This window comes from Bacteroidia bacterium, from assembly GCA_019695265.1.
Lineage (GTDB): Bacteria > Bacteroidota > Bacteroidia > JAIBAJ01 > JAIBAJ01 > JAIBAJ01.
In genome coordinates this window covers 32,819-45,851 of record JAIBAJ010000017.1, presented here as the reverse complement: position 1 = coordinate 45,851, position 13,033 = coordinate 32,819, and the positions used below count along the sequence as shown (strand labels likewise).

General features: G+C 41.3%; 10 protein-coding genes and 1 tRNA gene. 3 read left to right on the top strand and 8 right to left on the bottom strand.

Going from position 1 to position 13,033, the window contains the following annotated elements; all coding sequences use genetic code 11:
* Window positions 1-143: 143 nt before the first annotated feature.
* Window positions 144-221 (bottom strand) — tRNA-Val (locus tag K1X82_04650).
* A gap of 83 nt (window positions 222-304) precedes the next feature.
* On the opposite strand from K1X82_04650, the gene K1X82_04645 reads away from it, so the two are divergent.
* Window positions 305-889 carry a nicotinate-nucleotide adenylyltransferase gene (locus tag K1X82_04645; protein MBX7181380.1) on the top strand — a complete coding sequence of 195 codons (585 nt, stop codon included), beginning with the start codon at window positions 305-307 and terminating at the stop codon, window positions 887-889.
* A 226-nt stretch (window positions 890-1,115) separates the two neighbouring features.
* Here K1X82_04645 and K1X82_04640 read toward each other — a convergent pair whose 3' ends face one another.
* The 5 genes from K1X82_04640 to K1X82_04620 all read right to left on the bottom strand — a co-directional run bounded on the left by K1X82_04640 (window position 1,116) and on the right by K1X82_04620 (window position 5,429).
* The gene (locus K1X82_04640; GenBank protein ID MBX7181379.1) at window positions 1,116-1,658 is read right to left on the bottom strand and encodes a hypothetical protein; all 543 of its coding nucleotides are present in this window, start codon (window positions 1,656-1,658) and stop codon (window positions 1,116-1,118) included.
* Window positions 1,655-2,758 (bottom strand): AAA family ATPase, encoded by a 1,104-nt coding sequence (locus K1X82_04635; GenBank protein ID MBX7181378.1) that lies wholly within the window; start codon window positions 2,756-2,758, stop codon window positions 1,655-1,657. The genes K1X82_04640 and K1X82_04635 overlap by 4 nt, the downstream gene beginning before the upstream one ends.
* Window positions 2,759-3,047: 289 nt before the next feature.
* Window positions 3,048-3,755, bottom strand: coding sequence for a lipoyl(octanoyl) transferase LipB (gene lipB, locus K1X82_04630; GenBank protein MBX7181377.1), 708 nt, complete (start codon window positions 3,753-3,755; stop codon window positions 3,048-3,050).
* Window positions 3,756-3,757: 2 nt separating this feature from the next.
* Window positions 3,758-4,747: a bifunctional phosphoglucose/phosphomannose isomerase gene (locus K1X82_04625; GenBank protein ID MBX7181376.1), complete on the bottom strand. Its 990-nt coding sequence runs from the start codon at window positions 4,745-4,747 to the stop codon at window positions 3,758-3,760.
* 79 nt (window positions 4,748-4,826) lie between these two features.
* On the bottom strand, window positions 4,827-5,429 hold the full coding sequence (locus K1X82_04620; GenBank protein ID MBX7181375.1) for a hypothetical protein: 603 nt from the start codon (window positions 5,427-5,429) through the stop codon (window positions 4,827-4,829).
* 104 nt (window positions 5,430-5,533) lie between these two features.
* On the opposite strand from K1X82_04620, the gene K1X82_04615 reads away from it, so the two are divergent.
* The gene (locus K1X82_04615) at window positions 5,534-7,360 is read left to right on the top strand and encodes a DUF885 domain-containing protein (GenBank protein MBX7181374.1); all 1,827 of its coding nucleotides are present in this window, start codon (window positions 5,534-5,536) and stop codon (window positions 7,358-7,360) included.
* Window positions 7,361-7,866: 506 nt separating this feature from the next.
* Here K1X82_04615 and priA read toward each other — a convergent pair.
* Together priA and K1X82_04605 are read right to left on the bottom strand one after the other, a co-directional pair.
* Window positions 7,867-10,323: a primosomal protein N' gene (priA, locus tag K1X82_04610; protein ID MBX7181373.1), complete on the bottom strand. Its 2,457-nt coding sequence runs from the start codon at window positions 10,321-10,323 to the stop codon at window positions 7,867-7,869.
* 17 nt (window positions 10,324-10,340) lie between these two features.
* A complete protein-coding gene (locus K1X82_04605) occupies window positions 10,341-12,575 on the bottom strand; it encodes a T9SS type A sorting domain-containing protein (GenBank protein MBX7181372.1) in 2,235 nt (744 codons plus the stop codon).
* Window positions 12,576-12,697: 122 nt separating this feature from the next.
* On the opposite strand from K1X82_04605, the gene K1X82_04600 reads away from it, so the two are divergent.
* A complete protein-coding gene (locus K1X82_04600) occupies window positions 12,698-13,030 on the top strand; it encodes a metalloregulator ArsR/SmtB family transcription factor (GenBank protein ID MBX7181371.1) in 333 nt (110 codons plus the stop codon).
* Window positions 13,031-13,033 lie beyond the last annotated feature (3 nt).

Sequence of the window (13,033 nt, the reverse complement as noted above, 5' to 3'; positions counted from 1 at the left end):
TTAATTAATACAAACTTTGGAGTAATATGTTTTACTTGTTTGAATAATCTTCCTATTAATGTAAAAATGAAGGAATAATGCGCAAATAATGCGCAAATAAAAAAGGCCTCAGTTGTGTTACCTTCTGAAACCCTTGATTTTATTGGTGGGAGCTACTGGGTTCGAACCAGTGACCCTCTGCTTGTAAGGCAGATGCTCTGAACCAGCTGAGCTAAGCTCCCATTGTTTTGGGGGTGCAAATATATATAGAAAATGATTCGTGCTACCAAAAAGTAAATATTTTTGTAGAAAATTTTAGAAGGGCTTGAAAAACAAGAAAATAGGTTTGTACTTCGGTTCGTTTAATCCGGTGCATGTGGGACATTTAGTGGTTGCCAATTACATCGCTGAGTTTGGTCCGGTGGATGAAGTATGGTTGGTAATTTCTCCCCAAAACCCGTTTAAATCCAAAGAAAGCCTGTTGTCTAACCACCACCGCCTTCAACTTGTTCAGCTGGCTATTGGTGATTATTCCAAACTCAAAGCCTCTACCATTGAATTTGATCTTCCTACCCCTTCCTACACTGTAACCACCCTGGCTCACCTAAGCGAAAAATATCCTCAGTATCGCTTTTCCCTCATCATGGGCAGTGATAACTTGGAGAATTTTCATAAATGGAAAAATTACGAGGCCATTATCGAACATTACCACATTTTAGTATATCCCAGAAACGGGTTCCAGGGGCACGCCTTGCTCAATAACCCTAATTTTTCCCTGGTCCAGGCTCCTGAGGTTGAGATTTCATCTTCTTTTATCCGACAAGCCATTCATGATAAAAAGGATGTGCGCCACTTTCTTTCACCGGCCGTTTGGGAGTACCTGAAGGAAATGCATTTTTATGAGAAGTAAAGCAAAAGAGAGTCTTTACCGTAGTTAAAATTGTGCAAATTGAAAGGCGGTGTTTCAATTTGCATTGTTCTGGGATTTGCAATGGTTAGCTTGATTATTTCTAGGTAGTTAATTCCTGTTTTTGTCGGCATTAATAAATTAAGGTGATTACATAATCAGCAAAAAATGAATTCTAAGTTGTACTTTTCAAAGTTGCTTGAGTTAATAGAACCAAGTTTAGAAAAAGTCAAAATCTCTCAATATCTTCTATAATTGCCAGGTATTGTTTTTGTTTCAAATAGATGATCCAAGATTGAAGTTTTAGAATGATAGGATTATTTCTTCTTATCAATTCATTGTAAAAATTACGAATTTCTTGGTCTCTCTTACTAGTAAGTGATTTAAGTCTTTTATCAATAGACTTTCTATTTGTTAAAAATGAAAAGTTAGTTTCAGTTAATCCGGATTCTGTTGCCCTCTTTAAAAGCCAAGGCTCTAATTCCGGGCAAATTTGAATGATCCATTGATGAATTGTATCTTCTTTGTGACGCCAAAGTTGAATTTCATTACCTTGAATAACCAACTTAAAATGGTTTTTCAAATAATCTAATGTTTTTTCATCCTTGTCAATTATACCTAAGGCAAATTGATTTTGGAAAACTGTTTGCATTTTCCTACCTACAGTACCACTGCCTTTTTGGTGATTGTATCCTTGTTTTGGATGAGCTAAGGATTCTACCAATAAAGTATCAGCATAACATTCAGGAATGATATATAAATCACTACTCATGATTGAGGAATGTAATTCTCAATATTTAATAGAATATCAACGCCATGTTGCAAGGCATCATGCATCTCTGCATCTGTAAGCTGTTTTACTTTTGTTTGATTGTTTTCATAATAAACAACAAAAATGGCTGTATCGCTGAAGGCGTCCTCCAAAAAATCAGTAATTACATAGGGACTATGAGTGGCAATTGCAAATTGATTAGTTTCACTATTAATTACTTCCTGGGCGAACTTAATCATGTAAGGTGGAAATGAATGGGCTTCCGGCTCTTCAAAAATTAATAAGCTGTTTTTGTTAGATTTAATGGCTGCTAGGTGGAAAATAAGCCTCTTTAATGTGTCAGAAATCATCCCAAATGACATTCCAAATACCTCGTTTTCATTCAAACGTTTTTGAATTCTTAATGCATTAGAAGCCTGGTCGAAAACAACCTCAATTTTGTATTCATTAAAAAGTGAAATGGTTTCCTTCCTTAATTCAGGAAAATTCACATTCATAGAAAGAATGTTTTTACCAAAAGGTGGCATTAAGAAGTTCTCTTTGTATTTTTCTCCTGATGAAAATGTTTCAGAATTACTAAACTTGTAGCGTTTAATGGAGGGGAAATATTCTTTTAAGTCGATATTAAATATTCCACGTCCCCAAGAATCTATTTGAAGTTTATCTCCAATTGCCAACCAAATGCCGTTTACTGGTATTTCATATGGAAGTGTATTTTTTATATTTGGGAACTTTAGAAGTAAATCTTCAGAATATTTGTCTAAATTTCTGTAAAATCCATCAAAAACAACACCATAATCCTTTAGTTCCCCATAATAGGCGAAATCGTTATTATTTGCAATAATTGAAATTTCCTTTTTTATGTTTCCAAAATGAAATAGAGATCCTAAAGAATCACATCGTACGAGGTTGTTGAAATCAACAATTCCACTCGATTGATAGTAATGAGGAGCCAACAAACCCAAAGCTTCTAGGATATTGGATTTTCCAACATTTGGTTTTCCTAAGAATAGGTTTATTCGTTTGAAACCATCAATTTTTAAATCATTTATAGATTTAAAATTTTTAATGTGAAGGTTTTCCAATAATGGCTTTTCCATAAAGCAAATGTAAGTCTGATGTTTTTACCTAAAACAGATAATTTATATTGAATGGCCTAATTTATAATTTGGAAAGCCTGATTTCATTTTTTAATAAAAATTGCCCAAAGAGCTTGATTATGCAAGGGCTTAAATACCCCTCCCCCCTTTGAAAGCGAAAAAGCTACGGGTCTAAACCCGATTGCAATGAAAAGCCCGAATGCGATGGCAAGTGGGCTGGCCGGACTTGCAATGGAAAGCGGGGCCACAGATTGGCTTGAAAGATGAACGCTACGTTTCCAAAAAAATATTATTGATTTACCCCTTCAAATTCAAATACTTCCTCAAACTCTTTCAAAACCTCCAAACGCACTTGCTCCCAATCAAACTTTTGTCCCAATTCCTTCTCCAGGGAAGTAACACCCCGGTTTTCAATGCCGCATGGAATGATATAGTCGAAATAGCTTAAATCCGTGCTCACATTCAAGGCAAAGCCATGCATAGTAACCCAGCGACTTGTATGGACACCCATGGCGCAAATTTTTCGGCAACGGGAAGGTTTATCTACATCCAGCCACACCCCGGTAAAGCCTTCCCAACGTTCGCCTTTTAAGCCGTATTTGGCTAAAAATCGAATGATTGCTTCTTCCATCAAACGCATAAATTTGTGTATGTCGGTAAAAAAATTATCTAAATCAAAAATGGGATATCCTACCAGTTGACCGGGACCGTGGTAAGTTATATCGCCGCCCCGGTTGATGTGGTAAAATTTGGCTCCGATGTTCTGCAACAAGGCTTCATTGGCCAGTAAATGCTTATCGTCGCCACTTTTGCCCAAGGTATAGGTATGTGGGTGTTGACAAAAAACGAAATGGTTTTCGGTTGGAACCTGCTGCTCTTTCGGTAAATCTCGGTTTATTAGTTTACGGTCGATGGTAGCCTTGAACAAAGCCAACTGGTAATCCCAGGCCTCTTGATAGTCGATTAAGCCTAGCCTGTGAACGGTGGCTTGTTGCATACTTAAAAAGTGGATAAATGGTCTTTAAGTTTGTAAATAATATCTATATCCATGGCGTCAACCTGGCGTTTGTCGGCCAAATAAACGGAAGCCCAATCGCTGACATGAATAAGGTAGAATGCTTCCTCAATAGCCGATGCCCCTTGAGAAACAATGGATAACTGATGGGGAGTGTAGTTGGAAATTACATTTTGCAAAAAGGCAATACGTTCGGCTGTTCGTGAATATTCATTTCCGCTTCGAAGGTAAACTACGGCCAATTGATCGTTCGGAACGGTCCAACCTACCAATTCGTTGTGGTTCATTTCCGGAATAATATGATGCCAACATAACACTTTTGCATTTTCATTCAGTTGTTGACGCAAGCGAATAGCAACGCCTTCAAAGCCGGAAGAGGTATAAATAATCGGGGTTTTGTTCATTAAGAACTCGGTCATTTGCATGGCCTGTTCTTGTATGGTTTGTTTTTGCGACTCTAATAGTCTAATGCTTGCATCTACTTTTTCCAGAGAGGGGTAATCGCTGAGTTGGTATTTGGAAAATACACCCATCAGTTGCACCATGGAATACCCAAGGCAACTGCGGGGTGGCATTCCTCCCGGCACCTGGAGGTAGTTATAGCCGGATTGTACTGCAATATCGAGTAATTTCCCGCCTGAGGTGATGCAGGCAATTTCAGCCCCGGCCTGTATAGCCTTCTCTAAAGCTTCCAAGGTTTCTTCGGTATTTCCGGAATAGCTGGAGGCTACAAACAAGGTGTTTTTACCAACAAAAGCAGGAATGGCATAATCTTTATTTATGTAAACAGGAACACGTAAGGAATTGGCTAGTATCTCGGCTACAATTGTTCCTCCAATTCCCGAACCACCCAGTCCGGAAACAACCACCTGTTGAATGGGGTTATTACTTGGTTTAAATGATTTGGATTGTGCAATTGCCAGCGCCTCTTTCAGTTGGGTGGGAAAACGCTCCACCAATTCTTTCATATTCATAGTTTAATTCACAAATTTTCGGACCAAAGGTATTGGGCTTGAAACTTCATTTACAAAATATTGTTTCACATGACCCGGTTCAAAACCTATATTGCACTCCAATCCCTTGGTAGGAAAGGGAAAGTCCGGAATCTTTTTTTTGCAGTTTTTTTCCGTGTAAACCATGCAGGAGCAACATGGTGGAGTCGTACAGCAATAAGAAACCACCTTGCACCAATAAACTTTCACCATATCCTAACAAGCGTTGTTCTGCCTTAGGAGCTTTGTTTGCAAATGCCATCAAGGCCCAACCTGATCCCATGTAAAGCACATCCAATCCGGCGTTAATTCCATATATTTTCATGGTTTTGCGTTCTTCGGCAATACTTTGGTCAAGATTTAATCCTTGGGTTGCTTTTCGTTGATTGCTGAGGTAGCCACCGATACCAATGCCTAAGTTTACCACATTCCAATAGCAATTCATTTCGTTGAAGTACTTGTCTTTTCCGCTTAGCTGAATGGCATTTGGAATTCCAATCGCCAGGTTTCCCAATGCAAATCCGCCTAATACGGCCATCGATGCCGAACCGATTTGCTTACGTTCCAGGTTATATTGATCTAAATTCACAGGGTTTTGTGAAACCAGTGAAAAACTCAGGTTTAACAAGACTAAAAACAGGATCGTACTACCTTTTGAAATCATGGGATAAAGGTAAAGATTGTCGGTTTTTGAACAAGTTTTATTTTGTTACCTATCCTATTCCGAATACTCTATTTTTGCCCTTCTAACTTTCTTTTCCTTATTTGATGAAAAAGTTTCCATTTATTGTTTTAATCGTTTCATTGTTTTTAGGAGCCTGTAATAGCGGCCCCAAAACCTATACGGCCGAAGAAATTGCCGCTGAAAGTAAAAAGGCCAATGCCTTGTTCGAACGTTGGTTTGTTGAATCGGTAGAGCGAAGCCCTGAGTATCAAAGCTACCTGGGTTATAAATATGATTATGACAAATGGAACAATCGCAGTGATGCTTTCGGACAAACCGAATTAAAAATATCACAAGAAAATTTGCAAAAGCTCAAGGATAGTATTGATTTTGACGCCCTGGATGCTCAAACCAAACTGAGCTACCGTATTTATGAATTGAATGTAAACAACGCAGTGGCCAATAATAAATGGCGCTTCCACAACTATCCCATTAATCAAATGGGTGGTTTCCATTCCGAAATGCCTTCCTTTCTGATTAATATCCACACTGTTTCCGAAAAGAAGGATGCCGAATGTTATGTTTCCCGCTTGGAAGCTATACCTGAAGTGTTTGAACAAGAGTTGATTAACCTGAAAATTAGGGAGGTGAAGAAGATTATACCTCCCAAGTTTGTTTTTCCTCAGGTGCTCAACGATTGCAAGAATATTTTGTCGGGTAAACCATTCGATCAATCCAAGGAAAACAATGCCATTTATCAGGATATCTGCACAAAAATTGATAGTTTGAAAGATATGAAGCCCGAGGAAAAGATTGCTTTGAAAGCCAAGGCAGAAAAGGCCTTGATTGAAAAAGTGAAGCCGGCATATCAGCGTTTGGTTGCCTACCTTACCGAATTGGAAAAGAAGGCCACAACCGATGATGGTGCGTGGAAATTTCCCGAAGGCAAGGACTTTTACAATGCAGCTTTGAAAAACACCACCACCACTGACTTAAGTGCCGAACAAATTCATGAGTTGGGTAAAAAGGAAGTGGCCCGAATTCAAACTGAAATGAAGGAAATAATGAAGAAAGTGAATTTTAAAAACGATAATCTTCAGGACTTTTACACCTTCATGCGGGAGGATAAACAGTTTTATTTTCCTAATACTGCCCAAGGGAAGCAAGCATATAAAGACAAAGCAACAGCTATTGTTGATGCGATGCGAACCAAGCTGGATGCCTTGTTTATTACCAAGCCCAATGCAAAAATGGTGGTAAAAGCGGTGGAGCCTTTCCGCGAGAAATCGGCTGGTGGAGCTTTTTACCAAGATCCGGCCTTGGATGGCTCCCGACCAGGAATTTACTATATTAATTTGTATAGCATGGCCGATCAACCTATTTACCAAATGGAGGCTTTGGCTTATCACGAAGGTATTCCAGGTCATCACATGCAGCTAAGTATTGCTCAGGAATTGCAAGGAATACCGATGTTTCGAAAAATGGGTTCTTACACAGCCTATATAGAAGGTTGGGGACTTTACAGCGAGCTTATTCCAAAGGAGTTAGGATTTTATTCTGACCCTTACAGCGATTTTGGCCGATTGTCGATGGAGATTTTTAGGGCTGCCCGATTGGTTGTTGATACCGGCATTCATTATTTTAAATGGACCCGTGAGGATGCCTTGAAGTATTTCATGGAAAATATTCCTAATCCGGCAGAGGATTGCAGAAAGGAAATTGAGCGTTACATTGTTTGGCCCGGTCAGGCTACCGGATATAAAATTGGGATGCTTAAAATTTTGGAACTAAGGGAGATGTCAAAGAAGGAGCTAGGCAATAAATTCGATATTCGGGAGTACCACGATGTAGTGTTAACCAATGGTGCCTTGCCTTTGAATTTATTGGAAGAGGTTGTAAAAGAGTGGGTTGCTAAGAAAAAGGCAGCATAATGGTTTTTATTTTTTAGAATTTTTTGGCGGGTCCCAGCCGCCCTGGAGTATTGCATAAGATAAGGGTTTAGTCTATGCGGCTGGTCGGGCTATCCGCTGCAAGTCCTCGCCTTCCTTGGCTAGCGCCGCGGTCGTCTGTGGGCTTTCCGCTACTATCCCTACCCGAAATGCAGACCATGCAAGCGGCAAAAAGCAGGTATTAACCCAAATTCCAAAAGAAGTTTAACTTCTTGTGGAATTCGGGATTAACGTATGGTTTTATTGATTTTGGGTTAAAAGAAAATGCTATGATTTCCATCTCCAAACCGAACTTGCACGGCTCTCCCGGGCAACGATTGGAGCAAGTACCCCACAGCCCCAAACCCTTTTGGGGCGAGGAGTACTGCGGAAAGCGTGACCCGAACGCCACTTGCACTTTAGAAGGGTTGTTTTTAGCCGGTTGGTGGCGGAAGGGGGCCCGCCAAATAGGTATTAAGAATAAAGAAATAAAAACCAGAATAGGTTGCTTAGGCATCCACATCGATACTGACCTGAACCGCCCTAAATTCGGAGGCTTTAAACTTGTCTATACAATTGCGCAAAATGGTTTTGGCCTGGGCATAGGATGCGTTTTTTTCGATCTTCAGCATAATGCAATTTTGGTACTGATTACGAATACGGGGAATCACCGGATAGGCCGGACCCAGCACGCGTTCACCAAAAAACTGACGGAGATCTTTTGAAAATTGGAAAGCGGCCCTATCCAACAAACGGTTGTCGACATGGCGCAAACTGAGGCTAATTAAGTGACAATAAGGAGGATAGGAAAATTTTTGTCTTTCCATAAACTCGTGCTGCACCAAGGAAGTGAAATCTTGTTCCATGACCCATTTTAGCACGGGATGGTTTTTATTTTTGGTTTGAATAATGACCTGTCCGGCCTCTTTACGGCGACCTGCTCTACCACTTACCTGCACCAACATTTGGTAAGCTCGTTCGAAGGATCTGAAATCGGGGAAACCCAACATGGCATCGGCATTTAGGATACCTACAAGGCCTACATTAGCAAAGTCTAAACCCTTGGAAATCATTTGTGTGCCGACAAGAATTTGGGTGTCTCCTGATGAGAAGGCCGAGAAAATCCGGTCGTATGCCGCCCTACTTCTAGTGGTGTCCAAGTCCATACGGCCTAATTTCAAATTGGGAAAAAAGATGGATAATTCTTCTTCTACTTTTTCGGTACCAAAGCCCACGGTTTTTATTTGAGTATCGCCACAGTTGGAGCAAACAGTAGGCACAACGGAACTATAGCCGCAGTAATGGCAGCGAAGTTGTCCGCTGTTTTTATGGTAGGTAAGAGTAACATCGCAATTGGTGCATTGAGGCATCCAGCTACAGCTTTGGCATTCCACACTGGGTGAAAATCCCCGGCGATTTTGGAACAGCATTACTTGTTTTCCTTTTTCGGTAGTGGTTTTAATGGCTTCCAGCAGTTCGGGAGAAAAGATGGATTTCATTTGTTTTTTCTTGTTCAGGTCTTTTAAATCGGCGACCTTAAATTCGGGCAAAGCCACCCCCCCGAATCGGGTATTAAGTTCTACCAAGCCATATTTTCCGGTTTGGGCGTTGTACCAACTTTCGATGGAAGGTGTAGCGCTTCCAAGCAACACTTTAGCCTTATGTTTGAGGGCCAACCAGATGGAAGCATCACGGGCATGATACCTTGGATTTTCCTGCTGTTTAAAATTGGGGTCGTGTTCTTCATCAACGATAACTAATCCCAGGTCGTAAAATGGCAAAAGCAGGGAAGACCGGGGACCAACTATGACCAATTTTTCATTTTTTTGTTGACGTTGTATCAATTCCCGCCAAACGTCGACCCGTTCGTTTTGAGAGAGTCGGCTGTGGTAAACTAAAACCTGGTGACCGAAGACTTTACGTAGTCGGGAAATGATTTGGGCGGTGATGGCAATTTCAGGGAGAAGGTAGAGAATTTCGTTTCTGGATTGAAGAACGTGTTCGATTAGCCTGATGTAGATTTCTGTTTTGCCGGAGGAGGTTACACCTTTCAAAAGCACTACCGATTTGTTTTGATAAAGTTGGTGTATTTCGTTTAATTTTTCTTCCTGAACCGGCGATAACTCTGAAATAGCTTGGATTTCAGCTACAAAACCAAACCGACCAACTTCTTTTTCATACAGGAGCAATATCCCTTTTTTTTCGAGTGCTTTAAGGGCGGTATCGGCACCATCGAGACCTTTAATTAAATCGGATTTAGAAACTTCCTGTTTGTTTTTCGAAAAGGGTTGTCCTTTTTGCAGGAAGCGCATTAAAACATCGACCTGTTTAGGGGCTTTTTTTTCCAGATTATCAAGTAAAAGTCCGAGTTGTTCCTGGTCAATGGCTTCATTCAGGGAGACGAAGCCTTCCATTTTGGGTTTATAGCTCTCCTTAATTTCTTCCTTGATAGTTACCAAACCTTTGTCCATCAGCTTTTTAATATGTTGCATGACCGTAACCTGATTCAGTAGTTTTTCAACTTCTGAAATGGGTAGACTACCTTTTTCATGAAGAGCGATGAAGATAGCTTCTTCTTTGGGGCTGAGGTTTTCAGGTAGGGAGGTGTTTTCGGCGCTAAGAACCACCATGCTATCACTGTTTAGGCGAAGGTGTCCGGGGAGGGAGGCGTTGAGTATATCGCCGGGAGAGCAGAGGTAATAAGAGGAGAGCCAATCCCAGAACTCAAGTTGGATGGGGTTTAGAATTGGAGCTATGTCGAGAACGGAGACCAGGTAGAGGGCTTCCCAACCTTCGGGCACTTGATGGTGTAAGTTTCGAACGATACCGGTATAGAGTTTTCGTTTCACCTGAACAATGACTCTGCTGCCCGGAAACACTTCGTTCCACATTTCCTTAGGCACCCGGTAGGTGAGCAACCTTGGAATAGACAGAGGCATAATTACATCGGCGAACAGGGCTTCCATGCAAGAGGTTGATGGGGTTAATTTACAACCAGTTTCAGGTTTTTGCAGGCATTTCCTTTAGATAGCGAAAGAAAGTAAATGCCGGGGGTAAGGTTTTGGATGGAAATGGCTTCTTGATTGCCTTTCACCAAGCCTTGGGAAAGTTGCTTACCCATGACGTCGAAAATTTGGTAGGAGAAGGTAGGGCTTTCTTCGGGTGATTTGATTTGAATGCTTTCATGTGCCGGGTTTGGATAGATTTGTAATCCGGCCAGGCTATATGGGGTAGTTGGGGTAGAATAGGGGATTCCCAGGCTATCGGAGGTGCCGAAATACAAACTTACTCCACCGGCATAATTTCCAATAACCATGTCTAATAAGGTATCGTTGTTGAGGTAGGCCAGGCTAATGGCTGTTCGGGTCCCTTCATCGATGTTTTGGTAAGATTTTGAAATCGTATGGAAGGTTCCTTCCAGGTTTCCGTCAATTTGGTCGTAGTAGTAAATGGTTCCGTCTTCGCTTCCGCAAAAGAGTTTAGTTACTCCATTGGTTCGGAACATACATGGTGTTGAATAACCCAGAGAGGTGTATAAACTATTGGTTTTAATTTGTCCGAAGAAATCCGAAACAAGGGAAAATTGAGGGTTGGTAGGGGTTCCGTTGTTGTGGAAATAGTTAAGGTTACCATTGTATTCACCTACCAGGAGATCTACTAATCCATCTTTATCTACATCAAAGAATTGGGGTGCCGCAAAGGAGTTTTGTCCGACAAAGAGGTTTTGGTAATTTCCGGCGAGGTAGGTAAATTGGGGAGGGTTTCCGGGTTGAGCGGAGTTTTCATAATAGTCGAAGGTGCCTTGGTAACGGCCAACCAGCATATCCAAGTCGCTATCACCATCCAGGTCGGTGAAAGCCGGATAAGGATTGGCATATCCAAACAGGCCGAGGTTAGCGAGGTCGTCGGTTACCAGGTCGAAGGATGGTTGTTCGGCATTACCGATGTTTCTGTAATAGGCAATTTTTCCAACGTAATCTTCGCCGGTTCTCTTATAGCCCCTGTTCCCTATTACCAGGTCAGTAAGGCCATCTTGATCCAGGTCAACCAGAACCGGGTAAGCACCTTCACCCACTTCAATCATACCACCGTTCAGAAAAGATTTAGATTGGAGGGAGAGGTTGGGTAAATCGTTGGAGCCGTTGTTTTTGTAGAACCAATTGTTTTCGATGTTGGCACCAAGGGAAGTAACGTTTGGACTAACAACGAGGTCTTTAATTCCATCGTTGGTGAGGTCGAGGTAGAATCCGGCAGGAAAAACTTCCAGGTTTACGGGATTCGAGGTTGGAAAGGCGGGGTTTTGGGAATAGATATGGGCGGTATCGAGGGTTCCATCGTTATAGAGAATGGTTAGGGTATTAAAGGAGAGGTCGCCGATGACCAAATCTTTAAGTCCATCCTGGTCGGCATCGATGGCAAAACTGGTGCTGCCGGAATGTCGGAAAAGTGGATTTGGGTCTTCGGGGATTTGGGAAAAGTCAAGGAAGCTGCAAGTATCGAGGTGGACGGAGTTTCCGGTTGCGTTTTCCATCATTTTTCCCCAGCACGAAGTTTGAAGACGGAAGGACAGGGAATCGGGTGTTCCAAAACTATCGACACTAAGGTTTTTATGGTGTTCCATGAATCCTCCGAGTACATTGAATGTGAGAATGTCTAAATCCCCATCGTAATCCAGGTCGTCGATGGTGGGGATGTCTACTGCATTTACATAGAGGTTGAGCATATTAGGCAGGTAGTTGGAGCGGAGCAGGGGAACAGCAATATCGAAGGTGGGTGTATCGGAGGTGCTTGTATTTTTCCAAATGGTTATGGCACCGGCACCAACCCGGTAGGTAAAGATATCCGCTTTTTGATCGTTGTTGTAGTCGCGAAGAAGCATCCAGCTTTCAGCTTTTGGGAAGAAGTAGGAATAGAAAGGATTAAACCTGTAATTGGTTTGTCCGGCATTTCCTTGGTTGATAAAGGTATTGATACGGAACCCGCTTCGATCGAAGGCTAGAAGGTCTAGTTTTCCGTCGAGGTTGAGGTCAATTTCGGAGAATTGGACAAAGTTAAGTCCCCCCGCCCAAGGATTGGCGAGGGTTTGGCCGTTTTTAGTAACGGTAACACTATCGTTAAAATGGAAAAAGGGTTGAGAGGATACAATAGCCGAAGAAAGAATAATAAGAAGAAATGTCAGGCGGAGTTCAAGCATATATAAGTAAATACGGGGTTTCATAATGAAATTGATTTTCAAAAGTAAGCAATAATATGGAGAGGTTCCAAGGAAGGTTAACAAGAAAAAAATGTTAATATGAAGTGTTTGTTTATTTATTTATCGTAATATTGCAATATAAAAATATGGGAGCTTCTAAATCAGATCATTTTTCGAGTAGGCACAATCGCCTGGCAGCCATGGCCAAAGCCTTGAGTCATCCGGCCAGAGTAGCCATTTTGGAAAGAGTTTTGCAATCCGATTCTTGCATTTGTGGAGATATTGTTGACGATTTACCCTTGGCACAACCAACCGTTTCTCAGCATTTGAAGGAAATGAAAAATGCCGGATTGATAAAGGGTCGTATCAGTGGTAATTCCATTTGCTATTGTGCAGATTTTGAAACCTTACAAGAATTGAATGTGTTTTTGAAGGAAGTGATGAATAAGAGTTCTCAGCAAAATAATACTTGTTGTTAAATT

Bases quoted from the DNA above. Each gene is read 5' to 3' on its own strand.
- K1X82_04640 (MBX7181379.1), bottom strand. From the start codon at position 1,658: ATGAGTAGTGATTTATATATCATTCCTGAATGTTATGCTGATACTTTA.
- K1X82_04635 (MBX7181378.1), bottom strand. From the start codon at position 2,758: ATGGAAAAGCCATTATTGGAAAACCTTCACATTAAAAATTTTAAATCT.
- lipB (MBX7181377.1), bottom strand. From the start codon at position 3,755: ATGCAACAAGCCACCGTTCACAGGCTAGGCTTAATCGACTATCAAGAG.
- K1X82_04625 (MBX7181376.1), bottom strand. From the start codon at position 4,747: ATGAATATGAAAGAATTGGTGGAGCGTTTTCCCACCCAACTGAAAGAG.
- K1X82_04620 (MBX7181375.1), bottom strand. From the start codon at position 5,429: ATGATTTCAAAAGGTAGTACGATCCTGTTTTTAGTCTTGTTAAACCTG.
- K1X82_04615 (MBX7181374.1), top strand. From the start codon at position 5,534: ATGAAAAAGTTTCCATTTATTGTTTTAATCGTTTCATTGTTTTTAGGA.
- priA (MBX7181373.1), bottom strand. From the start codon at position 10,323: ATGGAAGCCCTGTTCGCCGATGTAATTATGCCTCTGTCTATTCCAAGG.
- K1X82_04605 (MBX7181372.1), bottom strand. From the start codon at position 12,575: ATGAAACCCCGTATTTACTTATATATGCTTGAACTCCGCCTGACATTT.
- K1X82_04600 (MBX7181371.1), top strand. From the start codon at position 12,698: ATGGGAGCTTCTAAATCAGATCATTTTTCGAGTAGGCACAATCGCCTG.